General features: G+C 61.8%; 21 protein-coding genes. 10 read left to right on the forward strand and 11 right to left on the reverse strand.

Annotation, left to right across the window (positions count from 1 at the left end; all coding sequences use genetic code 11):
* From IAE77_RS30080 to IAE77_RS30095, 4 genes are all read left to right on the forward strand, one after another.
* On the forward strand, positions 1–899 hold an 899-nt coding region (locus tag IAE77_RS30080; RefSeq protein ID WP_294235245.1), incomplete at its 5' end, for a GNAT family N-acetyltransferase.
* 105 nt (positions 900–1,004) lie between these two features.
* Positions 1,005–2,789: an alpha/beta hydrolase domain-containing protein gene (locus tag IAE77_RS30085; protein WP_294235247.1), complete on the forward strand. Its 1,785-nt coding sequence runs from the start codon at positions 1,005–1,007 to the stop codon at positions 2,787–2,789.
* A 9-nt stretch (positions 2,790–2,798) separates the two neighbouring features.
* Positions 2,799–3,464, forward strand: coding sequence for an SGNH/GDSL hydrolase family protein (locus IAE77_RS30090; RefSeq protein WP_294235249.1), 666 nt, complete (start codon positions 2,799–2,801; stop codon positions 3,462–3,464).
* Positions 3,465–3,668: 204 nt separating this feature from the next.
* Positions 3,669–5,105: a UTP--glucose-1-phosphate uridylyltransferase gene (locus IAE77_RS30095; RefSeq protein WP_294235251.1), complete on the forward strand. Its 1,437-nt coding sequence runs from the start codon at positions 3,669–3,671 to the stop codon at positions 5,103–5,105.
* 8 nt (positions 5,106–5,113) lie between these two features.
* On the opposite strand, the gene IAE77_RS30100 is transcribed toward IAE77_RS30095, so the two are convergent.
* Both IAE77_RS30100 and IAE77_RS30105 read right to left on the reverse strand, forming a co-directional pair.
* Positions 5,114–5,500, reverse strand: coding sequence for a type II toxin-antitoxin system VapC family toxin (locus tag IAE77_RS30100; RefSeq protein WP_294235253.1), 387 nt, complete (start codon positions 5,498–5,500; stop codon positions 5,114–5,116).
* Entirely contained in the window at positions 5,497–5,727 is a 231-nt protein-coding gene (locus tag IAE77_RS30105) for a DUF2281 domain-containing protein (RefSeq protein ID WP_294235255.1), read from the reverse strand. The genes IAE77_RS30100 and IAE77_RS30105 overlap by 4 nt, the downstream gene beginning before the upstream one ends.
* A gap of 154 nt (positions 5,728–5,881) precedes the next feature.
* On the opposite strand from IAE77_RS30105, the gene IAE77_RS30110 reads away from it, so the two are divergent.
* The 4 genes from IAE77_RS30110 (at position 5,882) to IAE77_RS30125 (ending at position 11,281) form a co-directional block, all read left to right on the forward strand.
* Positions 5,882–8,983 (forward strand): PSD1 and planctomycete cytochrome C domain-containing protein, encoded by a 3,102-nt coding sequence (locus IAE77_RS30110; protein WP_294235256.1) that lies wholly within the window; start codon positions 5,882–5,884, stop codon positions 8,981–8,983.
* A 70-nt stretch (positions 8,984–9,053) separates the two neighbouring features.
* On the forward strand, positions 9,054–9,320 hold the full coding sequence (locus tag IAE77_RS30115; RefSeq protein ID WP_294235257.1) for a hypothetical protein: 267 nt from the start codon (positions 9,054–9,056) through the stop codon (positions 9,318–9,320).
* 6 nt (positions 9,321–9,326) lie between these two features.
* The gene (locus IAE77_RS30120; RefSeq protein WP_294235258.1) at positions 9,327–9,755 is read left to right on the forward strand and encodes a PIN domain-containing protein; all 429 of its coding nucleotides are present in this window, start codon (positions 9,327–9,329) and stop codon (positions 9,753–9,755) included.
* Positions 9,756–9,874: 119 nt separating this feature from the next.
* Positions 9,875–11,281, forward strand: a complete 1,407-nt coding sequence (locus IAE77_RS30125; protein ID WP_294235260.1) for a DUF1501 domain-containing protein — start codon at positions 9,875–9,877, stop codon at positions 11,279–11,281.
* A gap of 82 nt (positions 11,282–11,363) precedes the next feature.
* Here IAE77_RS30125 and IAE77_RS30130 read toward each other — a convergent pair whose 3' ends face one another.
* The 8 genes from IAE77_RS30130 to IAE77_RS30165 all read right to left on the reverse strand — a co-directional run bounded on the left by IAE77_RS30130 (position 11,364) and on the right by IAE77_RS30165 (position 22,182).
* Positions 11,364–11,903: a hypothetical protein gene (locus IAE77_RS30130; RefSeq protein WP_294235262.1), complete on the reverse strand. Its 540-nt coding sequence runs from the start codon at positions 11,901–11,903 to the stop codon at positions 11,364–11,366.
* Between the two features lie 174 nt (positions 11,904–12,077).
* Positions 12,078–14,267 carry a DUF1549 and DUF1553 domain-containing protein gene (locus IAE77_RS30135; RefSeq protein WP_294235264.1) on the reverse strand — a complete coding sequence of 730 codons (2,190 nt, stop codon included), beginning with the start codon at positions 14,265–14,267 and terminating at the stop codon, positions 12,078–12,080.
* A gap of 104 nt (positions 14,268–14,371) precedes the next feature.
* Positions 14,372–15,175, reverse strand: coding sequence for an aldolase/citrate lyase family protein (locus IAE77_RS30140; RefSeq protein ID WP_294235265.1), 804 nt, complete (start codon positions 15,173–15,175; stop codon positions 14,372–14,374).
* Between the two features lie 93 nt (positions 15,176–15,268).
* The gene (locus IAE77_RS30145) at positions 15,269–17,095 is read right to left on the reverse strand and encodes a phosphoenolpyruvate carboxykinase (GTP) (protein WP_294235266.1); all 1,827 of its coding nucleotides are present in this window, start codon (positions 17,093–17,095) and stop codon (positions 15,269–15,271) included.
* Positions 17,096–17,193: 98 nt separating this feature from the next.
* Positions 17,194–19,398, reverse strand: coding sequence for an autotransporter-associated beta strand repeat-containing protein (locus tag IAE77_RS30150; RefSeq protein ID WP_294235267.1), 2,205 nt, complete (start codon positions 19,396–19,398; stop codon positions 17,194–17,196).
* A gap of 147 nt (positions 19,399–19,545) precedes the next feature.
* Complete coding sequence (locus IAE77_RS30155; protein ID WP_294235269.1) at positions 19,546–20,502, reverse strand: hypothetical protein; 957 nt, start codon at positions 20,500–20,502, stop codon at positions 19,546–19,548.
* A 4-nt stretch (positions 20,503–20,506) separates the two neighbouring features.
* The gene (locus IAE77_RS30160) at positions 20,507–21,337 is read right to left on the reverse strand and encodes an NlpC/P60 family protein (RefSeq protein ID WP_294235271.1); all 831 of its coding nucleotides are present in this window, start codon (positions 21,335–21,337) and stop codon (positions 20,507–20,509) included.
* A complete protein-coding gene (locus IAE77_RS30165) occupies positions 21,334–22,182 on the reverse strand; it encodes a BPL-N domain-containing protein (protein ID WP_294235273.1) in 849 nt (282 codons plus the stop codon). Before IAE77_RS30165 ends, IAE77_RS30160 begins: the two co-directional genes overlap by 4 nt.
* A 138-nt stretch (positions 22,183–22,320) precedes the next feature.
* Between IAE77_RS30165 and IAE77_RS30170 the strand changes: the two genes are divergently transcribed.
* Both IAE77_RS30170 and IAE77_RS30175 read left to right on the forward strand, forming a co-directional pair.
* Positions 22,321–24,381, forward strand: coding sequence for an ATP-binding protein (locus IAE77_RS30170; protein ID WP_294235275.1), 2,061 nt, complete (start codon positions 22,321–22,323; stop codon positions 24,379–24,381).
* 3 nt (positions 24,382–24,384) lie between these two features.
* Positions 24,385–25,044, forward strand: a complete 660-nt coding sequence (locus IAE77_RS30175; RefSeq protein WP_294235276.1) for a response regulator transcription factor — start codon at positions 24,385–24,387, stop codon at positions 25,042–25,044.
* Positions 25,045–25,048: 4 nt separating this feature from the next.
* Here the strand turns inward: IAE77_RS30175 and IAE77_RS30180 are convergent, their stop codons facing one another.
* On the reverse strand, positions 25,049–25,765 hold the full coding sequence (locus IAE77_RS30180) for an SGNH/GDSL hydrolase family protein (RefSeq protein WP_294235278.1): 717 nt from the start codon (positions 25,763–25,765) through the stop codon (positions 25,049–25,051).
* Between the last annotated feature and the right edge of the window lie 94 nt (positions 25,766–25,859).

A 25,859-nucleotide genomic window follows, 5' to 3' on the forward strand; every position in this document is an offset into this window, starting at 1 on the left:
CTGCTCGCTTTCGCCGCTGTCATCGATTGGATGCAGCCGCTCAAGAGGTTTTAAAACACTGCCTAGGCCAAGGCGCACGCTTTGGCGATAGCCACGAGCCTTTCACGCTATTCCCCGATGTGTATGAGGCGCTCGATCCCGGCGAATGCGTCACCGCCCGCAGGGACAGCGGCGAGATCGTCGGCGTGTGCTTCTCGCATGAGCGTGAAACGCATGTCTCTGTTGGCATCGTCGCCACCTCGCCGGATGCAGGCGGACGCGGCATCGCGAAGAAGATGATGTCGCTCGTGCTGGAGAAGGCGAAACGCCTCGGCAAGCCTGCGCGGCTCGTTTCGAGCCTGCTGAATCTCGACTCGTTCTCGCTCTACACGCGGCTCGGATTCGTCCCAGGAGCCATTTTTCAAGATCTGCTCATCACCGTGCCAGACACCGGCCTGACCGCCGCCGCGCCTGCGGGCATCGAACGCGTTCGCGCAGCCGTTTTGGCCGATGCAGCGCGAATCGCCGATTTCGAGCATTCGCAGCAAGGCATCCGCCGCGAGAAGGACTTTGCGTTTTTCATGCGCAACGAGGTTGGTGCATGGCGTCTGCTCGTCTCCGAGGGGGCAGACGGCTCCGTGAACGGTTTCCTTGGCATGAGCATGCACCCGTCGTGCACGATGATCGGCCCAGGCGCCGCTGCGTCTGAAGAGACGGCGATCGCCTTGCTTTGGAAAGCGCTCGATGGCCTTCGCGGCAAGACGCTCGTCTTCCTCGCTCCATGCGCCGCCTCCACGCTCGTGCGCACCGCCTACGCGTGGGGCGCACGCAACGTAGAGCTCCACGTAGCGCAATCCACCGCCCCAGTCGCTGACGCGAAAGGCATTGTGTTTCCGACCTTCATGCCGGAGACGGCGTGAGCTATTGCCAAAAGGCATTCATTCAGGTGTATTCGGACGATGAATCTGCCCGCACGTCTTCTCCTCCATTTAGGTTTCCTCGCACTCTCTACTCATGCCGCCGTCGTGCGCGTTGCGATCACGGATCGTTCGGATTCCGGCAACACAGGCTATGAACAGCTCAGCGGCAAGCTGCACTTCGAGATCGATCCGAAGCAGCCGCAGAACGCCTTCATCGCGGATGTGGATCTAGCGCCGATGAATGCAGCGGGCAAAGTGAGTTTTGTGGCTGATTTGAGACTGTGGAAACCGAAAGACGACTCGCGGAGCAATGGTGCAGCGTGGGTGGAGATTCCGAATCGCGGTGGGAAGGCGAGCTTGAGCGAGTGGGTGATGAAAGCAGGCTTCACGCTCGTGAATGTCGGCTGGGAGTTCGATGTGGCCGCGGATAAAATGCGTCTGGAAGTGCCACGGGCACAAAACAAGGATGGCAGCCCGATTCGCGGTGTGGTGAGCGCTGTCTTCACGCCGGACAAAAGACTCGATGAGCAACCGATCACCGATTTGACCGATTATCCGCCCGTGGACATCACGGGAGCTGAAAGCCGTCTCATCGTGCGGAATCGCGCCGCCTACCCGGAAGGCCAGGAAGTGCCGCGAACGCAGTGGAGCCTCGAAAACGGCCGTCTTCGACTCAAGGGAGGTTTTGAACCCGGAAAGACCTACGAGGTGTTTTATCTCGCCGAAGCGCCGCCCATCGCCGGACTCGGCTATGCGGCCATTCGCGATGCGGTGGCGTGGTTGAAGCACGATCCGGCCTCGCTCGCGAAGGTGAAGCACGCCTACGCCTTCGGAGCGTCGCAGTGTGGCCGCTTCTTGCGTGACTTTGTCTATCTCGGCTTCAACACGGATGAACAAGACCGCACCGCACTCGACGGCATCATGTCGCACGTCGCGGGCGCGGGTCGCCTCGTGCTGAATCAGCGCTGGTCCACACCGCGAGCCATTTCCGGTTACTACACGGCCTCGTATCCCTTTGCCGACACGGCTCAGAAAGACCCAGTCAGCGGTCAAAGCGAAGGCATCCTCGCCAATTCCCGCGTGAGACATGCGCCGAAGATTTTCTACACGAACATGGCCGCCGAATACTGGGGCGCGGGCCGTGTCGGTGCGCTCATACACACCACGCCGGATGGCAAACAAGACATCGCGCTGCCGGAGAATGTGCGCTCGTATTTTTTCGCCAGCACCTCGCATGGACCCGCGTCCTTCCCGCCGACCTCGCAGGTGAAAGGCTCGCCCTTGGCGAACCCGGTGAATGCCAATCCCGCCATCCTCGCACTGCGTTTGGCGATGCATCGCTGGGTCAGCGAAGGCCTCGCACCGCCGCCGAGTGTGCATCCCAAGCTCAGTGACGGCACGCTTGTGCCGATCAACGACGTGCGATGGCCCCCAGTGCCCGGCATGGCCGCACCGAATGCCATTAAAGCCGGAGGCCGCGTGCGCAATCCGCAACTCCTCGGCGGTGCAGGCGAAGGCACCGAGCTGCCGCTGCTCGTGCCGCAATGCGATGCCGATGGCAATGACCTCGGTGGCATTCGCGTGCCGGATGTCGCCGCGCCGCTCGGCACCGGCACAGGTTGGGTGTTTCGTCCGTCGGAGTTCGGCTCGATACACGAGTTTTACCTCCTGCGCGGAGCCTGGGTGCCCTTTGCGAAGACCAAAGCCGAACGCGAAGCCACGAATGATCCGCGTTTGTCACTCGAAGAACGCTACGGCAGCAAAGCCGCCTACCTCGACCAAGTGAAAGCCGCCGTGCAAAAGCTCATCGAGCAACGTTTTCTCACCGACGCCGACCTCGAACTTCAGCTCAATCAAGCCAGCGAGCGCTGGGACTGGGTCATGCGCTAAACAACTCTCATGAATCGCCTCCTCATTCTCATCATCGCCTGCCTTGTCAGCCAGACTTTCGCGCAGACACCTTTCAAAAAGGTGCTCTTCCTGGGCAACAGCATCACCAAACACGGCCCGAAGGCGGACATCGACTGGAGCGGCAACTGGGGTATGGCAGCGAGCTCGGAGGCAAAGGACTATGTGCATGTCTTCACGGCCTCGCTCACGCAGAAGCAGGGCACCGCACCGGAGATCCTCGTCAAAAACATCGCCGACTTCGAGCGGGCCCATCAGGGCTATGACTTCGCCGCGAAGCTCAAGGAGGCCATCGACTTCCAGGCGGACCTCATCGTGCTCGCCATCGGCGAGAACGTGCTCGCTTTGAAAACGGCGGAAGAAAAGACGAAGCTCCAAGCCGATGTGACCGCGTTGTTGAAGTCGCTGCAAGGCACCCGCAAGCCCACGATCCTCGTGCGCAGTTGCTTCTGGGCGAATGCGGCCAAGGACGAGGCGCTGCGTAGTGCTTGTGATGCGGTGAGCGGGATCTTCTGCAACATCAGTTCCTTGAGCGCCGACAAAAGCCTCTACGGTCGAGCCGAGCGCGAGTTCAAACACGCAGGCGTCGCCAATCATCCGGGTGATAAAGGCATGGCAGCCATCGCTGAGGCGCTGATGATGGCGCTAGCAAAGTAGCCATCTTGCTCCGCAAGATGAGCTGGATGCTACCGCTGACACGAAAAGCCTTTAAAACTCCAAGCCGCTGGTGATTGCCACACGCTGAGTTCCTCTCGCGGAGCGAGAGGACGACTTTGCTTCGCCGAAGTGGACCTGCCAGATGCCTTAGAGGGTGAATCTGCGTTTGCTCAGGCGTGAGCGTGCTTTTAGCGTTGAGCACGCATGAGCCAAAATTCCCCATCCGACCGACTTGAGACTTCGTTTGCCCCGTTTCGTGACAAAATGCAGGCGGAAGGCCTGAGTGAATCGGCCATCCGGGCGTTTCGCGGGAGTTACGCGGCCTTGCTGGCGGGCGAGACGGGCATGATCCCGGAGGACACGATCCAAGCGGCGCAGGATTTGCCGAAGGCGGATGCGCTGACGGCTCCGGAGGCCAAGCGGGCATCGGAACTGCTGAAGCAAACGGTGCTCATCAAGCTCAACGGCGGCCTCGGCACGGGCATGGGGTTGGAAAAGGCGAAATCGCTGCTGCCGGTGCGTGGCGAGGATACCTTCCTTGATTTGATTGCCCGGCAGATCCTGCGGCTGCGGGCGCAGACGGGTGGCGAGGTGCCGGTTTTCATGCTGATGAACAGCTTCAGCACGTCGGCGGATACCGCCGAGCATCTGGAGGCTCGTTTTCCGAAACTTGGAGGTCGCGAGGTGTGGGAGCTGATGCAGAATAAGGTGCCCAAAGTGCTCGCGAGCACGCTGGAGCCTGCGCCTTGGCCCGCGAATCCCGAGCAAGAGTGGTGCCCGCCGGGCCATGGCGATATCTACGCCTGCCTTGCTGGTTCAGGATGGTTGGAGCGATTGCTCGCCAGCGGCGTGCGCTATGCCTTTGTGTCGAATTCCGACAACCTCGGCGCCACGCTCGATCCGGCGATCCTCGCGTGGTTCGCCGACAGCGGCATGCCTTTCGCCATGGAGGTCACGCGGCGCACCGAGTCGGATAAAAAGGGTGGCCATCTCGCGGTGCGGCTGCGTGATGGGCGCTTCCTGCTGCGTGAATCGGCGCAGTGCCCGAAGGACGATGAGAAGCACTTCCAGGACATCGAGCGCCATCGCTACTTCAACACGAACAACCTCTGGATCGACCTCCAGGCACTAAAAGCCGCGCTTGCTGCTAATGACGGCCTCATCCCGCTGCCGCCGATCATGAACAAGAAGACGGTCGATCCTCGCGATGCGAGCTCGCCCGCGGTCATCCAGCTCGAAACGGCCATGGGCGCTGCCATCGAGTGCTTCGCCGGTGCGGGGGCCATCGAGGTGTCCCGCGTGCGCTTTGCCCCGGTGAAAACGACCAGCGACCTGCTCGCCGTGCGTTCCGATGCCTACGAGCTCACGGAGGACTTCTGCCTGCGTCTCCACCCCAGTCGCGAAGGCCAGCCGCCGCATCTGCATCTCGATCAAAAGCTCTGCAAACTCGTGGACGGCCTGGAGAATAACTTCCCCCACACCCCCAGCCTCCTCCACTGCCGCAGCCTCCTCGTCCACGGCCCCGTGGAATGTGGTGAAGGTGTTGTGTTCAAAGGTGATGCGGTCATTCACAATCACACGTCATCGCCCGTGAAGCTCAAAACCGGCACGCATGAGGGAACGCTGAGCGTGGGCGGGTGAGTTGCGCCTCACCAGATCAACGGGACGCCGTAGGCGGCGAAGTGGGAATCGCAGCTCGCCAGTGTCATATTCTCAGTCATGGCTTGAGCGATGAGCAGGCGATCAAAAGGATCGCGGTGATGATGCGGGAGTAGGCAAATGCCGGCAATGTGAGCCGGGCGGATCGGCAGCAGGTGCAGTCCGCTGTCCGTCACGGCGTGAGGAAAAAGCTCTTCGTAAGGCCTTGGCAGGTTGAGCTTGTTGAGGCTGGCCTTGATGGCGATCTCCCACAGGCTGGCGATGCTCACATAAGCCTCGTTTTGCTCGGAGGTGAGTGCTTCCAAAAGCCGGGGTGGCAGCAAATGCGGTTCACGCAGGAACCAAAGCAAGGTGTGCGTGTCCAGAAGCAGCCTCATTCCATGTATTCTTTGAAGTCTTCCAGCGGCTCATCGAAATCAGGAGACATCCAGAAGGTGCCTTGAAGGTTCTTCCAGAGTCCAGGCTTCGCGGTGCGTTTGGCTTGAGGTGCCGCAGGTTCCATTTCGGCTTTGATGCGTATAGGAAGACGACGCCAGGCCTCGGGCAAAGGAAGATGGAGCGTGCCATCAGCGGATGGCTCCAATATGGCGGTGAAAACACTCATATGGCGATTTTAGGCGCCCCAGCCAAAAAGCCAAGCCTCAATCCCGGCTACGAAAACCCAATTTTCGCGTCCAAAACCAGCCCAGTGGCTCCTTATATAGGGTGAAATGAACCGGCTCCGACTTTTTCCCTCTCTTGTTCTTCTTTCTGGCTTCGTGGCGCTGCCTGCGTGGGCGGCGGATGATGAGGCGCAGCGGGCGGCGATGACGTTTTTTGAGAAGGAGGTGCGGCCGATCCTGGTGAACCGCTGCTATGAGTGCCACAGCAACACGAAGCAGAAGGGCGGGCTGAGGGTGGATCACATTGGTTACCTGAAAACGGGCGGTGATACCGGACCCGCCGTGGTGCCGGGGGAGCCGTCGAAGTCGCCGCTGATGGAGGCGGTTCGGTGGACGAATGAGGACTTCCAGATGCCGCCGAAGAACAATGGCGGGAAGATCCCGGACGCGGAGATCGCGATCCTGGAGAAGTGGATCCAAATCGGTGCGCCGTGGCCGGAGGATGGCTCGAAGAAGGTCGTGGTGACGGAGGGCGGCTTCACGGAGGAGCAGCGGAATTACTGGTTCTTCCAGCCGGTGAAAAAGGTGTCGCCACCGGATGCGGGCGGCAAGTGGGTGCGCAATGACATCGACCGCTTCATCGCGGCGAAGCAGGCGGAGATGAAGCTGAAGCCCGCGCCGGATGCGGACCGGCATGAACTGGTGCGCCGCGTGTATTTTGACCTCCACGGCCTGCCGCCGACGAAGGAGCAGATCGACGCGTTTGTGCAAAACAAGGACCCGAAGGCCTATGAGAAGCTCGTCGATGAACTGCTGGCCTCGCCACGCTATGGCGAGCGCTGGGCGCAGCACTGGCTCGACCTCGTGCGGTATGCGGAGAGCGATGGTTACAACGCGGACGAGTATCGCCCAAGCGTGTGGCCGTATCGCGACTACGTGATCAAGTCGCTCAACGACGACAAGCCCTACAACCAGTTCGTCAAAGAACAGCTCGCGGGCGATGAGATCGCGCCGGATGATCCGAACGTGCTCATTGCCACGGCCTTCCTGCGGCATCCGGTGTATGAATGGAACCAGCGTGATGCCCGCGGCCAGTGGGACATCATTCTCACCGACATGACGGACACCACGGGCGAGCTTTTCCTCGGCCTGAGCATGGGCTGTGCCCACTGCCACAATCACAAGTTCGATCCCATCCTGCAAAAGGACTACTACCGCCTGCGGGCCTTCCTGGCACCGGTGCAATGGCGTGATGACATGACGCTGGCGACGACGGCGGAAAAGAAGGCCTTCAACGAGCAGCAGGCGAAGTGGGAGGCCGCCACGGCAGAGATTCGCGCAAAAATGGACGCGCTGACGAAGCCGTTGCTCGAACCGAAGGTCGAGCGGGCGCTCACGCGCTTCACGGATGATTTGCAGGTGATGACGCGGAAGCCGGTGGAGAAGCGTGATGCGCTGGAAAGGCAGCTCGCAGGTCTCGTCGAGCGTCAGATGACGGTGGAGCGCAAGCGCTTTGACCCGATGAAGAGCCTGAAGACCGACGAGCAGAAGGCGGAATACAAGGCGCTGGAGGACGAGCTCAAAAAGTTCGACCACTTGAAGCCGAAGCCGCTGATGGAGGCCTTTGTGGCGACGGATGCGAGCCCGGTGGCACCGGCTGTGGCGATCAAGACACGCAAAGGCGAGCAGCAGATCGAGCCGGGCTTCCTTTCGATCATCGACACCAGCCTGCCGAAGATCAAAGCCACGAAGACCTCCACGGGTCGCCGCACGGCGTTGGCGGAGTGGATCACTCGGCCTGACAACCAGCTCTCCACCCGCGTGATCGTGAACCGCGTGTGGCAGTATCACTTCGGTCGTGGCATCGTGGCCACCGCGAGCGATTTCGGCAAGCTGGGCGAGGCTCCGACGCATCCTGAACTGCTCGACTACCTCACGACGAAGTTTGTGAAGGGCGGCTGGCATTTGAAGCCGCTGCATCGCGAGATCATGCTCTCCGCCGCCTATCGTCAAACGGCCCGCCAGGAGCCGGATGAGGTCGCGTCGAAGGTCGATCCGTCGAATCGCTACTTGTGGCGCTTCAATCCGCGTCGTCTCGATGCCGAGCAGGTGCGTGATGCGCTGCTCGCGGTCAGTGGCGAGCTCGACGCCGCATCCGGTGGCCCTGCGGGCGATGGCAACAGCACACGCCGCTCGGTTTACACGATGAAGAAGCGAAACAACCCGAACGAGCTTCTTCGTGCGCTCGACATGCCGGCGGGCTTTGCGAGCACCGCCGAGCGTCAGAGCACCACCACGCCGACCCAGGCGCTGCAATTGCTCAATGGCGACTGGTTGCTCGCTCGTGCCCGCAAGCTCTCCTCGCGTGTGGAAAGCATCGACGATGCCTGGATGGCCGTTTTGGGCCGTCCGCCGACGCCGCAGGAAAAAGCCACTGCGGAGGGCTTTTTGAAAAAACGGGCCGGAACGACCCAAGCGAAGGCTTCCGAGGTCGCGGAGCCAGGTGACGGCTCGGAGACCTTCAAGGAAAACAGCGCCCACGAGCGTCTGCTGATCAACACGAACGAAAAAGAGGGCGATGAGTTCACCGTCGAAGGCGTGGCGAGCCTGAACAGCATTGATGTGAATGCCTCGGTGCGCACGCTGGCCTCGCGGTGGAATGGCGGAAAGGACAGCCTGGAGGCCTTTGGCTGGAGTCTCGGCGTCACCGGCGAAAAATCGCGCTACAAGCCTCGCAACGTGATCGTGCAAGTCGTCGGCGAAGATGAGAACTCGAACATCGGCTACCAGGTCGTGCCCTCGAACATCCACATCGAGTTGGGTCATCGCTATCACATCGCCGCGCGGGTTTCCTGCCCCGCCAAGAACGTCACCTTCACCGTGCGCGATCTCGACACGCCGGGAGCTGTGGTGCAGTCCGCTGTAGTGCCGATGGACATCCGATCCAAGCTCAGCCTCGGCTCCTCACAGCTCGTCATCGGCGGCCTGAACAAGCGCTCGCCGACGCATCAATGGGATGGCAGCATCGAGGCCGTGCGCATCGTGACCGGCTATGTGGCCGACAAAGCCTTGAGCGCCGATCCGGAAAAATGGAGCGCCGGTTTCGTCGTCTGGCGCGCCGCTGATCCGCTGAACTCCCAATTCGCCTGGAACGGCAGCGACGTGAAGAGCGTCGAGGACGCCGATCCCCTCCGCCAGGCCATGAACGACCTTTGTCAGGTGCTGCTGAACACGAACGAATTTTTCTATCTCCATTGAGCCGGTAACCCAGCCCTTGGGCATGAGATTGAAGGATTGACCTGCTTTCGGCGGAAAGTATCATTCGCCCATGAGCATCGCCGAAATCGCTGACATCCCTGCTGACCTTGCTGAGGAGGCCGCCCGGGTCCCCGGAATCGGCGTGCGCCTCGTCTCCTTCCTGCGGGCGGAGATCGCGCAAAACCAAAAGCGCCTTCGACGCCATAGCCAGGAGGCTCGCGAACTGGTGGAGCAAGCCAAAGCTGAGGCAGAAAAGCTCAAAGCATCGGGAATCACACGAGAGCAGGCCATGGAGAGCTTTGAGAAAAACTATTTCGACATCCTCAAACAGCTCTGAGCCTCCATGAAGAGAGCTGTTCTCGACACCAACGTGATGCTGGCCTCTCAGAAGACAGCGAGCCCACAGAGTCCGAATGCTGAAATCGTGCGTCGTTGGAAGGCGGGTGAGTTCACCCTCATCATCACCGATGATCTGCTCCAGGAGTATGCTGAAAAGCTCATCGAAAAGGGGATTCCTCTGGCGAGCAGGCGGACGCTGTTGCGGGATTTGATGCTTCTTGGTGATCAGATTTCCATCAAGTTCTTCCACCTGCGCCACTATCCGGTCGATCCAGATGACACGCCGTTCCTGCTCGCCGCGCTGAATGGGAATGCCACGCACCTTGTCACCTACGATCAGCATTTGGAGGATGTGGGCGTCTTCTACCCCGAGTTCGTCACCTGCAAACCGTTGGTGTTTCTGCAAGACCTGCGTCTCGCTGTTCAACCCTGATCCGGCTCGATCTGCCGGTGAGGCGGCTTTGTTTGCACTTTTCGTGTCAAAAAACAGCCAGTGATGGCCTTTAGGTGAGGAAGAGAGCTTTCGTTCACCGTTTTAAACCTACTAAGACCATGCGCTGCCATCGTTACGACCATCCCACGTCGCGTCGCGACTTCCTGCAAACGGCCGGCTGCGGCTTTGGCTCGGTCGCTTTGGCCGCGTTGATGGGCCAGGAGCAGGCCAGCGCGGCACCGCTGCGTGTCGCCCATCGTCCGGCGAAGGCGAAGAGCGTCATCTTCCTCTTCATGGAGGGCGGCCCGAGCCATCTCGACACCTTCGATTACAAGCCGCTGCTGAACAAACTCGCCGGCCAGTCACTGCCCGCGAGCTTCAAGGCACCGATCACGGCGATGGGCGAGACGAAATCGCCGTTGCTCGAATGCAAACGCACCTGGAAACAGCACGGACAAGGCGGTCTGTGGATCTCCGATTGGTTCACGCATGTGGCGCAGCATGCCGATGACCTCGCGGTGATTCATTCCTGCGCCTCCAGCGGCATCAATCATGCCGGTGGCGTGTGCTCGATGAACACGGGCTCCGTCTTTGGTGGTCGTCCCTCGCTCGGAGCTTGGGCGCAGTATGGCCTCGGCACGTCAAACCAGAACCTGCCCGGCTTTGTCGTCATCAAGGACAGCGAGGCCACGGTGGTGAATGGCGCACGCAACTGGGGCAATGGCTTCATGCCCGCCGTGTATCAAGGCGTCGAGTTCAGCTCCGAAGGCACGCCGATCAAGTTCCTCGACAACCCGAAGGGCGTCGATCGCGTGCGTCAACGCGACAAACTGGACCTGCTCGGTGCTTTGAACCGCGATTACAACGCCACGCGCATGAGCAACACCGAGCTCGACGCCCGCATCAAAGGCTACGAACTCGCCTTCCAGATGCAGGCCGAGGCACCGGATGCCGTCGATCTCAGCAAGGAGAGCGAGACCACCAAGAAGCTCTACGGCATGGACAACGAGGCGACGGCGGTTTTTGGCCGCAACTGCCTCCTGGCGCGTCGCCTCGTCGAAAACGGCGTGCGCTTCGTGCAGCTCTACAGCGGCGCTGGAAGCAAGTGGGATGCGCATAAGGGCATCGAGGTGAATCACGGCAAATACTGCAACTCCGTCGATAAACCCATCGCCGGTCTGCTCACCGACTTGAAGGCCCGCGGCCTGCTCGACGAGACCCTCGTCATCTGGGGCGGTGAATTCGGCCGCACCCCCATGTCTGAGCAAGGCGACGGCCGCGACCACAACCCCACCGGCTTCACCATGTGGATGGCCGGTGGCGGCGTCAAAGGCGGCCAAACCTACGGCGCGACGGACGACCTCGGCTTGTATGCCATTGAGGATCGTCTGCATGTGCATTCGATCCACGCCACGATCCTCTATCTGATGGGCATTGATCACACCAAGCTCACCTACAATCACAAGGGCCTTCCCGAACGCATCGACCAGAATGAAGGGCATCCGTTCACGCGGCTGGTGGCGTGAAATGTGACGGCAGCCTTGAAGGGCGTGGACGATCAGCGACAACTAGGTTGGCGCTGAGGAGTGGTTGATTTGCCCGATTTTTTCACCGGCCCCAAACCGTCACCTCGGTGAAACGGCAGGGGCCGCCTGAGTAGGCTTTGCCGCCCCAGATGCGGACATAACGGGCTTGTTGGCCTCCAGCAGGCACTCCGCGACCATGATTGGAATCCATGTAGGTCGGATCAGTGCCTTTTCCCTGTCCGCAGGAATCATCATCGTCCGAATTGAACAGCGTGACCACGTCGGAGGCGAACTTGGCGTCGTTCGAAAGCTGGACGATCACATCTTCGAAGACTTCGGGCGTCAACCGGCGGGCGAGCGTTCCCTGATCGTGCCACAACCACACTTGATCGATCAAATGCTTCGAGCCGAGATCGATCTGGATCCAGCACGGCAGAGTCTCAAAGGACACGGTGTTTTCACCCTCCTGACCGCAAAAGGCTTCGTCATCGGTGATCCACCCGATTTGCCCCTTGGTGGGCGGGGTGGATGAAGTGACGGGCTTGTTGAGCGACACGATCTTTGTGTCAGCAGGAGCCAGGAACGCCTTTTTGACCGCCTCCGGCTTTTCAAAGTTTGGCAACTTGCAGTCCCAAGGGGACGAGATGAAAACTGACTTCGGAAAAGCAGGCCGGATGACCGTCAATTCGCGTGGAACTTCAGCGGTGTGCTTGTTGCATCCGGACAACCCGAGTGTTGCCAGACATGTCAGAAGCCATCCACGTAGATCCACTCTCATGTTTCCCCATAATCCGCCTCAATGATTAAACAAGAACTCCTTCGTGTTCAGAATCGCCCAGAGGAGGTCTTCGTAGCCGTTGCGTTTGGCGCGTTGGGAGTCGAGGGGCTTGCCGGTGGCGTCGATGCGGGGCTTGAGGAGGTGGGTTTCGGCGATTTGGACTTCGTCGGCGGTGGGTTCGCGGGAGAAGGCGGCGAGGTAGAGTTCGCGGATGCGTTTGGGCTCGGGCATCTCGGCTTTGGTGAGTTGCTCGGCGCGGCCGCCGCTGGCGGTGAGCTTGGCTTTGACGTCGCTCGCGTTCATGAGGTGCAGGCTTTGGGCGAGGCTGGCGGAGGAGACGCGTTCGCATTCGCAGACGCTGGTGTTGTCAGGACGGCCAAACACTTTCAAAAACGGTGAGGCACGGGTGTAGCTGTTGTCGGGGAGTGAGATGGCGCGGGTTCCGGGTGGGAGATCGGCGAAGTCGGTTTTCGAGGCGGTGACCATGTCGATGCTGTCGAGCAGGACCTCGGCGGTGAGGCGTTTCGGGTAAAAGTGGGAGAAGGCCTGGCGGTCGATGGCGTTGTGCTCGTTCGGCATGGCACTGAGCTGGTAGGTGTGGCTCTGCGCGATGACGCGGACGAGGGATTTGAGGTCGAAATTGTTGTCGGTGAAGTGTTTTGCCAAAGCGTCGAGCAATTCGGGATTCGTCGGCGGATTGGTGTCGCGGAGGTCGTCCTCGGGCTCGATGAGGCCTCGTTTGAAGAAGTGCTTCCAGTAGCGGTTCACGAGCGCTTTGGCGAAAAAGGGGTTTTTCTTCTGCGCCATCCAATCGGCGAGCGCGAGACGCGGATCGTCATCGGGCGCGATGTCGAGCGGTGGCTCGCCGAGGCCGGCGGGCTTCAGCATGACGCGGGTTTTGCGATGCTCGGTCTGCGCGGTGCCGCGCTTGTGGAAGATGAGGTCCTCACCGGCGATGGCGGTCGGTTTGCGGCCAATCTGGCTGAAGAAGGCGGCCATGTGATAGTACTCGGCCTGCGTCCAGCGCTCGAAAGGATGATGATGGCACTGCGCGCACTGCATGCGCACGCCGAGGAAGAGCTGGGCGACGTCCTCGACCTGCGTGGTGGGTTCTTTGACGCGTTTATACCAGGCGACGGGAGGATTTGAAACGATGGTGCCGGTGCTGGCGAGGATCTGGCGGACGAGTTGATCGTAAGGCGTGTTCGCGAGCAGGTTGTCGCGCATCCAGGCGTGGAAGGCAAAGTTCGCGGTGATGTCGGCGGCCTCGGTGCGCTGGTTTTTGAGCAGCGCGGTCCATTTGTTCGCGAAGTAGTCGGCGTAGTCGGGCGAGTTGATGAGCGACTCGATGGCGCGGTCGCGTTTGTCGGGCGATTTGTCGGCGAGGAAGGCCTTGGTTTCTTCCATGGTCGGCAAACGGCCGCCGATGTCGAGCGAGACGCGGCGGAGGAAGGTGCTGTCGTCGCAGATGGGCGAGGGCGGGATGCCGATCTGCTTCAAATTGGCGAAGATGAGCTGGTCGATGAAGTTTTTGGCAGGAGGCAGCGACTCGACCGGCGCACCGAGCGGGATCAACACGCTGCACACGCTCACCTTGCCGCCAAAGCGCACCATGACGGCGACATTGCCCGGCAAGTCGAGCGTGTTCACGAGACCGCTGTCGGTCGCGGAGGCCATGGCGGTGTCGTTGGCTTCAAACAGCGCGAGCTTCGTCACATCGCGGCTGCTGCCGTCGGAGTAGCGCGCGGTGACTTTGAGCTGCTGCGCCGTTTTCGGCTTCAACGTGATGCGCGACGGCTCGACGGCGATCTCTTTCAGTGTGGGCTCGTTTGGCTGCGTGTAAGGCATGCCCTCGGCGATCCAGCGCACGAGTGTCTGATAAAACTCGGAGCCGGGTTCGAGGTGCTTGCCGCCCGTGTGCGGGACGATGGCGGCACCTTTGGTGATGAGCAGGCTTTCCTCCGGTGCCGGCGGGAACACGCGGCGGCCTTTGCCCTGCTTCACGATGGCCTCGTAGTCCTCCTCCGGTTCAAAACCGAGCACGCTGAGGCGAAAGCCGCGCTGACCGGTGATCGCCTTCGCATGACAAGCGCCCGCATTGCAGCCGGCCTTCGTCAAAATAGGCTGGATGTCTCGCACGAAGCTCAAAGGCTCCGCAGCGAGACTGGCTGTGGCGATGCAGCAGAGGAGGAGGGTTTTCCGAAGCATGATGGAGACCTACGCGGCGAGAGAGCGGTTTTTGGCAGGCAGTTCACGGCTGCTATTGGCTTACGCTGACATTCTGCCCCCTTTTATTGCGCCCTATTGATGCCTCAGCCCTTCCGCAGCTTCCCAAACACCTCCGTCATCGCGTCCTTGAGCAGGCTGCTGTCGTTGGAGTGGCAGATGAAGCGGGCGCCTTGTTTGATAGCGCGGAGCTGCTGGTCGGTCTTGCCGAACCATGAACCGGCGGGGATGTGGCGTTTGTCGGCGGCGTCGATGACTTTTTGCACCATGGCGATGAAGTCGGGATGATCGTACTCGTTCGGGATGCCCATGTTCGTCGTCATGTCATTGGGACCGATGAAAAGGGCGCTCACGCCTGGGATGGAGCAGATCGCGTCCAGATTTTTAACCGCCTTCACCGATTCGATCATGGGCACGAAGAGCGTGTCGGCGCATTTTTGCTCCGTGACGTATGCGCGGGTCTTTTCGCTCGGCCATTTGCCCTCGCGGATGACTTTTTCGAGCGCCTCGCCTTTCAGCGGCCGATACACAGCCGCGGCGGCGAGGCGTTTGAGCTGCTCGACATCCTCCGCATACGGAATGACCACGCCGTCGAAGGAATCGCACACTTTGGCGACGTCATCGGCGTCGCGGCTGTGCGTGCGGGCGAGGGTGGCGATGCCTTTCGCGGCCAGGGCGTAGCGCAGCGGCATGAAGTCGGCGATGTCGAGCGCGTTGTGCTCCGCTGTGACAATGACGAAGTCGATGCTGCCATCCGGGATGAAATCGACGATGGACGGCACGATGGCGTGCTGGACGAGCATGCCGAAGACCGTGTGGCCTTTCATCATCTTGTCCTTGAGGACAGCGGCGGGCTTCGAAGGAGTGGCGGCGTAGGGCGTGGCGCTCATGACGCGACATCATACGTGCACGACACCCGGTGTTATCCAGGATCGACGCGGACTGTTGGGCGGGCGCTGAGGGATCGAATCTGGAGATTCGTCCTACATGCGGCAGATGAGCAGCTCGCGCTCGTAGATGAGCTCTTTCGGAAGATGCGTCTTCAAATCGAGGAACAGCTCCTCGTGGGAGAGGATTTCCTGCCGCCAGGCGTCGCGGTCGAACTTTTGCAGCTCGTCGAACTTCTCCTTCGAAAAGTCCATCCCCTTCCAGTCGATGTCCTTGTAGCGGGGCACCCAGCCGATCGGTGTCTCGCTCGACATGCCGTGGCCGTTGGCGCGATCCACGATCCATTTGAGCACGCGCATGTTTTCGCTGAAGCCCGGCCAGAGGAACTTGCCGTCCTTGTCCTTGCGGAACCAGTTCACGTGGAAGATGCGCGGCGTCTCGGTGATGCGACGCTGCATGCTGATCCAGTGGCGGAAGTAATCGCCCATGTTGTAGCCGGTGAATGGAAGCATCGCCATCGGATCACGACGCACCTTGCCGATGGTGCCGGCGGCCGCGGCGGTCATCTCGCTGCCCATGGTGGCGCCAGCATAGACGCCGCTGACCCAGTTGAAGGCCTGGTAGATGAGCGGCATCGTGGAGGCACGGCGGCCGCCGAAGATGATCGCGGAAATCGGCACACCTTCCGGTTTCTCCCAGTCAGGATCGATGGTGGGGCACTGCGATGCAGGTGCGGTGAAGCGTGAATTGGGATGCGCGGCCTTGGTGCCTTTCTCCTTGGCGATCTCGGGCGTCCATTGATTGCCCTGCCAGTCGGTGCACTTCGCCGGAGGCTCGTCGGTCATGCCTTCCCACCAGACGCCGCCATCGGGTGTGAGGGCGACATTGGTGAAGATGGTGTTCTTCCGCAACGAGGCCATGGCGTTCGGATTCGTCTTGTCGCTGGTGCCCGGAGCCACGCCGAAGAAGCCTGCCTCGGGGTTGATCGCGTGGAGACGTCCATCGGGATCCGGTTTGATCCAGGCGATGTCATCGCCCACGGTCCAGACCTTCCAGCCTTTGCTGGCGAAATGGTCCGGCGGGATGAGCATGGCGAAGTTGGTCTTGCCGCAGGCGCTCGGGAAAGCCGCTGCGACATAGGTTTTCTGCCCTTTCGGGTCTTCCACGCCGAGGATGAGCATGTGCTCGGCCATCCAACCCTCATCGCGGGCCATGGCGGAGGCGATGCGCAGGGCGAAGCACTTCTTGCCGAGCAAGGCGTTGCCGCCATAGCCGCTGCCGTAGCTCCAGATCTCACGCGTCTCGGGGAAATGGACGATGTATTTCTCCTTGTTGCAGGGCCAGGGCACGTCCTTCTGCCCCTTCTTGAGCGGAGCGCCCACGGTGTGCATGCAGGGGACGACGCGCACCTTGCCCTGGTCGATCAAGTCGAAGACCTTTTTGCCGATGCGGGCCATAATGCGCATGTTGACGACGACATAGGGCGAATCGGTGAGCTGCACGCCGATCTGCGACATCGGCGAGCCGACCGGCCCCATGCTGAAGGGCAGCACATACATCGTGCGCCCCTTCATGCAGCCGTTGAAGAGCTTCCGGAGCTTCTCCTTCATCTCGAAGGGGTTCATCCAGTTGTTCGTGGGGCCCGCGCCCTCCTTCGAGTGGCTGCAGATGAAGGTGCGCTCCTCCACACGCGCGACATCGCTGGGATCGCTGCGCGAGTAGAAGCAACCCGGCCACGTCTTCTGGTTCAGCCGGATGAAGGTGCCGGACTCGACCATTTCATCGCACAGGCGGTCGTACTCGGCCTTCGAGCCATCGACCCAGTGAATTTTGTCAGGCTTGCACAGCGCGGCCATTTTCTGAACCCAGCGCTGGAGGTGAATGTTTTTGCTGAGGGGCTTCGAGGAGGCGATTTTGGGCATGGCAGACGCACGTTGATCAGTGCGACGCATACACGCGGATTCCGTGCCAGATGTCCAACGGAGAAGCCTCGCGTATATTGGCGAAAACGTCGCACGATCTACCTGCGGCGGCGCGACAACAGCGCCACTGCCGCGACAATGAGCAAAACCATGCGGCCCGGCTCCGGAACGATCACGATCGAGATCACGCCGCTGTCCGCGAACAGGGAGGTGTCCCATGTCCACGAAGGATCGAAGCCGGTCGTGGTGAGACTCAGCAGCCCCGCGCTCAAACCGCTCATTCCTGAGCCCGAAACGGCTGCCCAGTCGATCAAGTCGAAGGAATCATTCAGCGCGGGCGTGTAGCCGCCGGTGAAGATCACGCTGATGCTGCCAGCGGACATCTGGGAGAAGTCCATCTGGCCGGAACCGGAGGCATCGAAGACGATCCTGTCACTGTCGCTATTGGCTCGCAGCTCAAACACGACGCTGCTGCCGGCTTGAAGGCTCACATTGCCATCGACAGGCGTGAAAGTGAGCGTCCCGACGCCGTCATTCGTTCCTGCGACGCCCGGAGCCACAGTTCCTCCGATGATGACGCCGTTTGTTCCGCCTGGGGCGATTGTGCCCGTGCCACCGAGCGTGGTTCCGGAGGCGGTGCTGACAGCGCCTGAGCCCGTGGCGGAGCCGGAGGCATTCGCCGCCAGCAGCGAACCCGCATTCAATGAAGTCACACCCGAATAGGTGTTGGCAGCCGTCAAAGTCGTCGTTCCCGTGCCGGTCTGGGTGATGCTGCCGGTGCCGCTGATGACGTTGCCCATGGTGAAGTCGTTGGTGCGATTGATGACCAGCGCGGCGTCGTTCACGATCTCACCGGTTCCCAGCGCCCCGGCAGTGCTGCCGCTGAGCGAACCCAACTGCACCGTGCCTGCGGTGATCAGCGTGCGGCCTGAAAAACCTGTGTTGTTTGACTCGATCCGCACGGTGCCGGTTCCTGTCTTGGTCAGGTCGTAGGCCCCGCTGATGCTGCCGGACAGGCGCAATGCGAAGCCATCCGCCGCGTCGCTCCGCAGTGTGACCGCGTCATTCAGCGTGATGTTGCCGCTGAACAGCCCGCTGAACGCCGCGCCACTGGTGTAGCCGAGCGTCAGCGTGCCGCCGCTGCCTGCGGCCACGATGATGTTGTTCGCCAGCGTCCAGCCCGCGAGATAGTTCAACAAAGACGCATTGCCGCCGCCTGCGGAGCCCAGGGTGACGGTGCCCGTGCCCAAAGAACCGGTGCGCCCGAACTCGAGCGTTCCTGAGGCCACGGTCGTTCCGCCGCTGTAGGTGTTCGTGGCGCTCATCCGCAGGATGCCGGGTCCTTGCTTGGTGAGGCTGAAAGCTCCGTTCACCCCATTGAAAAAGCTGGTTGTGACCAGGCTCGTCACAGTCGTGTTCCCCAGAAGCGTGATCGTGCTGGGCGTGGTGAGGTTCAGCGTGTCATCCACGGTGCTGTTCACCGATGTGAAGGTGAAACTGCCGGTGTAGGTGGCCGCCGCGCCGAAGGTGACGGAGCCCTCCAGCGTGAGGTTGTTGTTCAGCGTGCGTGCGCCGCTGCCGCCAGAGACCAGTGTGGAGCCGTTTTGCAGCGTCAGCGTGCCCGTGCCCGCCTGTCCGCTGACCAGCACACCGGCTGTGACGGTGCTGCTGGACGAATTTCCCTGCGTGCCGGCACCGACGCGAAGGGTGCTGCCATTCTGCACCGTGACTCCGCCGGTGAAGGTATTTGGCGCGTTCAGGCCCACGGCACCCGTGCCAGCCACCGTGATGCCAAATCCACCGCTGATCACCACGCCTGAATTGATCTGGAGGTAGGAATCCGTCGATGTTGTGAAGACATTGTTGGCGCCCAGCACCATGGAAAGAGTGCCGTTGCTGCCGCGGAAGGCCACGGTGGTCGCCGTGTTCTGCAAGGTGATGCCGCTGTGGAGGGTCAGGGTGCGTGCGGTGGTGCCGCTGCCATTGGTGTCCACGTTCAAGGTGGCGGCGAGCACCGAGTTCACGTTGTCAAAGGTGATCAGCCCGAGCGTTCGTGTGTTGCTGATGGTGAGCGTGCTGATCGTGCCGGGATTGGTGCGGTTGTCGATGAGCACGTTCGAGTTCACCGCGCTCGGCAGGGCCGAATCCGTGGTCCAGTTTTCGGCGGTGGCCCAGGAGGTGCCTGTGCCATTCGGGCCACCATCCCAGACGGTGGTGGTTTGCGCATGGATCGGTGACGACATGACGACGTGAAGGGCCAGGCAGACGGCAGCAGCACGAATGACGGTTCGAGAAGGGTTCATGGCGCGTGGGGCAGGGACCAGCGCTGTGCACCGGTCTCGCCTGAGGAGGTTTTTCTTTGCAAGGGGACCACACCCATTCGCAGACAGCGTGCCGACCCTGGTGGTCTCGTATCACTAAAATGGGTGATGGCGCGGAGTCCTGCCGCCTCACTGGGCTGGCACAGGCACCGTCCCCTCGGGCTGTGAATTTGCCATGGGACCCACGGTGGCGGCCGGTTTGCGTCCGTCGATGCCAAAGCCGAGATGGGCGGTGAAGTAAGTTTGCAGAGTGGGAAGCAGGGCGCGTGCAAACTTCAGGCGGTTTTCCGCCGTGTCGCGCAATCGCGGGCGATTCGCCTCGATCTGGAGGCCGGTGATGTTCCGGCTGGCGACGCAGTGCCGTTGCACGGTGTAGCCGCCGCGGAAAAACGGCTCCGTGGGCACCGGCATGCGTGGACTCGGCGTGGCGGGGAATCCGTTTGCCTCCAGCATCGCGCCAAAGCTCCGCGGCCCGCGCAGGAGTTCCACATGACTGAGCGGGCTGTGTTCCACGATCCACCGCAGGCTGCTGGCGTGCACATAGGTGGCCTCGTTCAAGGCCTCGTCACAGTCTGCCAGCGCCAGGGCGTTGTGCAGATAACCCAGCTCCACCCGTGGATCTGCATGTCCGTGGCCGTGCAGGTCGATCAGGAAGGCCACGCCGTGCTGTTTCACCGCCGTGGCGCAGGCCTGCTCGATGAATTCGTGATGCTCGCGCCAGGCCTGCTCCACCAGGGCGTTTCCCTGAGCCGCCTCGGCCAGTTCGCGGTTCACGTCCAGCTTGCTGCGATGCAGATGGCAGATCACGAGGTGCGCTTGGCCTCTGGTGCCCTCGTGGATGACTTCGGCGATCGTGCGGGCCAGTTCCTGCGTGTTGGCATCGATGTCACGCACACCTGTGGCACGATCCGGGATGTCTCCGGGCTGCAGGCGGCCGCCATGCGGCACAGCGATGACCAGCGGCAGGTCTCCCTTCACGTATTCGATGAACTGACGCTGCCCGAAAATGCTCCCTCCCGGCGTCACATCCTCCGCGAGAACGGTGACGGCCATCAGTGTGGCAAGCAGGAAGGGCAGGGGCTTCATGCGGCTAGGGGTCCTCCGGAATGATGCGCAGCACGTGGCTGGCCTGCGTGAAATGCCACGTCGTGCGTTTGAACGGGCGGAGCTGGACGCCATCCGGGATCGTCACGCCGTTCGCGTCGCGTGAGCCAGATCCGGTGCTGTCCAGGATCAATGGCATGCCGTCAGGCGACTGGCCGATGCTGCCGACCCACAGCACCACGTGCGAGACATTGCCCTTGGTGCTTTTCACGAAGAGCAGGTCGCCCGTCTTCAGCTCCTTTGGGAAGGCTTCGTAACTCGCTGGCAGTTCGAGACGCTTCACCAGCACCCGGCGGCCCGGGCCCGGACCTTCCGCCTCGGTCATCTCGGACTGCTGCTTGATCCCGGTCGAAGGCAGGATGCCGAGGGCCAGGTTGTACACGAATCCGGTGAAGTTGCTGCAGTCCACGCCCTTTCCCACCGGCGTCTTCTGCTCCGGATCACGCGGCCAGTCGGCAGGCGGTTCCCACTCCGGCACATGGTGATGCTGATAGCTGTAGCCGACGTAACGCAGCGCCGTGGCGATCACGCGCTCACGCGACCACTGCGGGCTTTTCTTCGCCAGACCGGCTGGCGGGCCGAAATGCTTCATGGAAGGCCCCCAGTAGCCCCAGCGGCGTTGATTCGACGCATCCTGCCACTGGCTGTAGGGCACTGTGGCGTGGTCCTTCCAGTCGGAGCGCGGTCCTTTGACCAGATCGCCGGTCAATTCCTCCTCCGGGAAGGAAAACTTCACGCTGTAGGGCGACTTGTAGCCTTCCTGCGCCTGCGTCACGCCAGCCAGCAGCACGATGAAAGCGAGCGCACGGCCGGTCATGGCAGCACGGCCTCCTTTTTCTCGCCAGCAGCCCAGAAAATGCCGCGCGGGATCAGGTGCTCCAGCCCCGGCGTGTTTTCCGGATGCGGGCTGGAGACGAACACGCGGCCCTTTCCGTACGTGGCGATGGCCTGCGCGGGGGAATTCACCTGCACACCTTCCGGGGAGCCGTACTTCGCCACCTCCGTGCGGAAGACGCTCAGCGTCGTGTAAGGCGGCAGGTCGGAGCGCGTCCACGGCTTGAGGATCGGGCCGTTGTTGTAGCGCACTTTGAAGGGGCCTTTCACCTCTCCCAGCACCGGCGTGGCATCGGCGGTGGTCTCCAGGTCCAGCATCGCCTGGCCACGACGCCATTTGCTGGAAACCGTGCCCGCATTCAGGATGCCGAGCCCCCAGGAGAAGTTTGAGCAGGCCAGATAGGCCCCGGCGCAGATGCCCACGTAGCCGCCGCCGTTCCCCACAAACTCGCGCACCTGCTTCAGCCCGGCCTCACCGATGCCCTTTGACTGCCCGGAGCCGCTGCCGCCTGGGAAAACCAGCACGTCATACAGGCCGAGGTTCTGCGTGCCGATCTCCTCGCCACTGAGCTTCACAGCGCTCACCTGCGGAAAGGGTTTGAGCACGTTGAGCACATTTTCCACGCCGCTCTCCGGGGCTCCCGGGCCGCAGTAGATGCCCACCTTCAGCGGCCGCACCTTCTCCGGCGCGGCGATCACCGTTTTCATCCCGTTCGCATCCGGCGGGATCACAAACTTGCTCTTCGGCTTCTCCTCCTCCTGGGCGGAGGCGGAGTTCAGACAGGCCACAGCGGCCAGGGCGGGAAACAGCTTCAGGATTCGTTTCATGGTGGAACGGGTGGGAGTTCGAGGTCGCCGCAGATCCTGCGCTGCCACGTTTCTCCGTCATCTCGCCAAAATAGGTGATGGCTGGGGAAAAAATGACGGATGGCGAAATCCGCATGACGACGGAATATCCGCCCCGGCATGCCGAATCCCGCTCCCAGCCCTGATCCCAGCGCGTCCTCCGGGCATCGCCCGTCGCGCAGGGGGCTTCTGGCGGCAGTGTTCGTGGTTTTACAGGCGGCGATCATCCCTGCCGGGGCTGCTGACGCGCAATGGGTGGAGCGTCTCGCGTTCTGGTCCTGGGCGGAATTGAAGTCACTCGACGACGCGATCCGCACCCATGAAAAGCAGCTTCGCTCACTGCCGGAGCCCGCTCTCATCAACAGTTGCATCCGCGTTGGACTCAAAACCGGCTACACCACTGACGAGGACGTGCGGTGGATGGAGATCACGCTCAAAGAGGCCGCGGAGGTGGACACCGTGGTGCTCGTTCCGCCGCTGGCAAAAGGGGCGAACGCGGTCGTCGCTGGCTACGGCTTTCCCGTGCGCTTCAAGATCGAGGTCTTCGATGATCAGGATCGCGGGCAGGTCATCCTGGATCGCACGGCGGAGGATTTTCCGAATCCGGGCTGCTTTCCCGTCCTTGCACGCCTGGAGCCGCGTCCCGTCAAACGCGTGCGCTTCACCGCCACGGAGCCCTGGTCGGTCGATGGGCCGGACATCCTGGCGCTGGCGGAGATGCTGGTACTTTTCGGCACGCGAAACCTCGCCATCGACGGCGCCGCCACCAGTTCCAGCACCCGCAATGCCCCGCGTGCATGGACGCGCTCGAACCTGACCGACATGATCACGCCGCTCGGGCTGCCCACGGTGCCGCAGGCCGGTGGCACGCGGGGGTTTCACAGCGCCGTGGCGTCCCGGGCGGATGAGCCGAAGTCCCTCACGCTCACCCTCCCGGAGGTCACGCCCCTCGACGAAATCCGTCTGGTGCCGGTGCGGCGTCGGGACGTGCCGCTGTGGTTCGACTACGGCTTCCCGGTGCTCTACAAGGTCGAAACGGCCACCCGGGACGACTTCAGTGACGCGGTGACGGTTCATGAGGTCACCGACCGCTTCCAGCCGTCCCCCGGCATGAATCTCGTCTGCATTCCTGCACGTCACACGCCTGCAAAATTCATCCGCATCACCGCCAGACAGCTCTGGTATCGCAAAAGCGACTACGTCTTTGCGCTGGCGGAGGTGCAGGCGTTCAATGGTGCCGAGAACGTCGCCACACGCGGCCAGTTCAGCGCCAGCGACGTGCTCACCGGTGAAGATGCCGCCAGTTGGAGCCTCGCCGCCTTGAATGACGGCCTCACCGAAGACGGACGCCTCATCGACCTGCCGCAGTGGTTCGCCCAGCTCGAAAACCGCCGCCAGCTCGAAGGTGAAACCGCCGCATTGCAAGCCCGCCGCGACGCCCTGGTCGTGCGCTCGCAGAGCCAGCTCGTGCATGGCAGCATTGGCAGCGTCGGCACCATCTCGTTGCTCTCCGGCCTGCTGTTCTGGCGCCAGCATCGCCAGCGCCGCCGTGATGCACAGCGTCTGCACGAGAAGCTGGCGCGTGACCTGCACGATGAGATCGGTTCGAACCTCGGCAGCATCACGCTCATCTGCTCCATCGCCGCGCAGCCCGGTGCCACGCTCGACTCCATCAAGACCGACATCGCAGAAATCGAACGCGTGGCGGGAGAGACGGCCGATTCGATGCGCGACATGGTTGATTTGATCAGTCCGCGACGCTCCGACGCCGGCAAGGACTGGCTCGGCGTGCTGCAAAGCCTCACCGAGCGCCTGTTGCGCGGCACACGGCTCGACTGCGCCCTGCCTGCGGCTCCGTTGACGGTCGAACCCGACATCGAGACGCGGCGCGAACTCTATCTCTTCTGCAAGGAAGTGCTGCACAACATCTCGAAGCACGCACATGCCACCCAGGTCCGTTTTCATCTCACACCGACCTCGGAAGGCATCCGCATCGAGATCCACGACAACGGCATCGGCTTTGATGCCTCCATGCCTGTCGCCGGCCACGGTCTCGGCAATCTGCGCGAACGTGCCACCACCATGCACGCGGCGCTGCATCTCACCTCCGCACCCGGCCAGGGAACCCGCGTGATCCTCGCTGTGCCGCGCACCGCCCGCTGGACGAAACCTGCCACCTGAAACATGAAACCTGAAACGCTGGTTAAAACCTGGATCGTCGAAGATCACGACACCTTCCGCCGCTCCTTGCAGCGTCTCTGCACGCCGGAGCGCGGTCTCGCCATCGCACCGGCGTTTGCGAATGCGGAAACGATGCTCGCCGCCCTCAAAACCGCGCCGCAGAACCAGAAGCCGGATGTTTTGCTGCTCGATGTCGGCCTTCCCGGCCGCAGCGGCCTCGAAATCATCGGTGATGTGCACAAACTCGCTCCCGACTGCCGCATCGTCATCCTCACCGTCTTTGAGGACGAGGAGAAAATCAGCCGTGCCATCAGCGCCGGTGCCAGTGGCTATCTTTTGAAGACCTCACGCGCCGAAACGGTCATCGAAGCCATTCTGGAGGCCGCGCAGGGTGGATCGCCCATGTCGCCCAAAGTCGCCGCCAGCGTGGTGCAGATGCTCGCGAAGCTCACCAAACCGGCCGCAGAGCCCGTTTCGCTCTCGCCACGTGAACACGACCTGCTCAAGCTCCTCGTCGAAGGCCTCACGGCGAAGGAAATCGCCGACCGCATGCAGGTCAGCATTCACACCACCAGCACCCACACGCGCAATCTCTTCACCAAGCTCGGTGTCCACAGCCGCGCCGCTGCAGTTGCGCGTGCATTGAAGGACCGGCTGGTGTGACCACTCACTTCTCCGGCAGGTAGTCGCTGATCACGGCCGCGACCTTCTGAGCCAGGTAGCCATAGCCTTCCGGCGAATAATGCACGTTCGCTGGAAGCTGGACGTGGTGGAGTTTCACAAGCGCATGCGCATGCAGATCGTCCGTGGGAATGCCGGCGGCCTTCATCACGCGGGCGGCGGCCTCGTTGTATTTCAACTCGTCGCTTTCGATGCGTCCGTCGCTGCCGGCAGGAACAGGCGTCGTGTTGCACCAGATGAGCTTCGCCCCGGTGGTTTGCATGATCTTCACCAGTTCGGTCAGGTTCTTCTCATAATCCGCCAGAGCCACCTGCGGATGTGAACCAGGAGCCTTCGGATCTGCACGTTTCGAGGGATCCTCCTGGATGTATTTGAGGTCATGCAGGCCCCAGTTGAAGTGGATCACGTCCCACTTCGACTCACCAAGCCAGGCCTTGATGTTTTTGAGGCCGTTCGTTGTTGGACCGCCGTTGGTGGGAATGCGGTGAACGTTGGCCTTGCCTTTGAGCAGCTCACGCACATCGAGCGTGTAGCCCATGGAGATCGAATCGCCGATCAGCAGCACGCGTGGCAGCCCGGCGACATCTTCCACCTTGGCGAGCGACGGATGCGGCTTGCGCTCGCGTTTGGCAGGAGCTTTCGGCGCCTGGGCGAGAGCGGCGCTGGTCAAAGCAACGAGGCAGAGAAGGGCGGTGAATTTCATGGCCGCACTAGAACGCGGTCACCTGCCGGGATTATCGGCCGAATGAAAAAGATGATGCAAGCTTCACGGGCACGCGTTTCATGCGCCCGTCACC

The sequence above is a fragment of the Prosthecobacter sp. genome (assembly GCF_014879935.1).
Taxonomy (GTDB): domain Bacteria; phylum Verrucomicrobiota; class Verrucomicrobiia; order Verrucomicrobiales; family Verrucomicrobiaceae; genus Prosthecobacter.

Excerpts from the sequence above, each read along its gene's own strand:
- IAE77_RS30090 (WP_294235249.1), top strand. The coding sequence starts at position 2,799 with ATGAATCGCCTCCTCATTCTCATCATCGCCTGCCTTGTCAGCCAGACT.
- IAE77_RS30095 (WP_294235251.1), top strand. The coding sequence starts at position 3,669 with ATGAGCCAAAATTCCCCATCCGACCGACTTGAGACTTCGTTTGCCCCG.
- IAE77_RS30100 (WP_294235253.1), bottom strand. The coding sequence starts at position 5,500 with ATGAGGCTGCTTCTGGACACGCACACCTTGCTTTGGTTCCTGCGTGAA.
- IAE77_RS30105 (WP_294235255.1), bottom strand. The coding sequence starts at position 5,727 with ATGAGTGTTTTCACCGCCATATTGGAGCCATCCGCTGATGGCACGCTC.
- IAE77_RS30115 (WP_294235257.1), top strand. The coding sequence starts at position 9,054 with ATGAGCATCGCCGAAATCGCTGACATCCCTGCTGACCTTGCTGAGGAG.
- IAE77_RS30120 (WP_294235258.1), top strand. The coding sequence starts at position 9,327 with ATGAAGAGAGCTGTTCTCGACACCAACGTGATGCTGGCCTCTCAGAAG.
- IAE77_RS30125 (WP_294235260.1), top strand. The coding sequence starts at position 9,875 with ATGCGCTGCCATCGTTACGACCATCCCACGTCGCGTCGCGACTTCCTG.
- IAE77_RS30135 (WP_294235264.1), bottom strand. The coding sequence starts at position 14,267 with ATGCTTCGGAAAACCCTCCTCCTCTGCTGCATCGCCACAGCCAGTCTC.
- IAE77_RS30140 (WP_294235265.1), bottom strand. The coding sequence starts at position 15,175 with ATGAGCGCCACGCCCTACGCCGCCACTCCTTCGAAGCCCGCCGCTGTC.
- IAE77_RS30145 (WP_294235266.1), bottom strand. The coding sequence starts at position 17,095 with ATGCCCAAAATCGCCTCCTCGAAGCCCCTCAGCAAAAACATTCACCTC.
- IAE77_RS30150 (WP_294235267.1), bottom strand. The coding sequence starts at position 19,398 with ATGAACCCTTCTCGAACCGTCATTCGTGCTGCTGCCGTCTGCCTGGCC.
- IAE77_RS30155 (WP_294235269.1), bottom strand. The coding sequence starts at position 20,502 with ATGAAGCCCCTGCCCTTCCTGCTTGCCACACTGATGGCCGTCACCGTT.
- IAE77_RS30160 (WP_294235271.1), bottom strand. The coding sequence starts at position 21,337 with ATGACCGGCCGTGCGCTCGCTTTCATCGTGCTGCTGGCTGGCGTGACG.
- IAE77_RS30165 (WP_294235273.1), bottom strand. The coding sequence starts at position 22,182 with ATGAAACGAATCCTGAAGCTGTTTCCCGCCCTGGCCGCTGTGGCCTGT.
- IAE77_RS30170 (WP_294235275.1), top strand. The coding sequence starts at position 22,321 with ATGCCGAATCCCGCTCCCAGCCCTGATCCCAGCGCGTCCTCCGGGCAT.
- IAE77_RS30175 (WP_294235276.1), top strand. The coding sequence starts at position 24,385 with ATGAAACCTGAAACGCTGGTTAAAACCTGGATCGTCGAAGATCACGAC.
- IAE77_RS30180 (WP_294235278.1), bottom strand. The coding sequence starts at position 25,765 with ATGAAATTCACCGCCCTTCTCTGCCTCGTTGCTTTGACCAGCGCCGCT.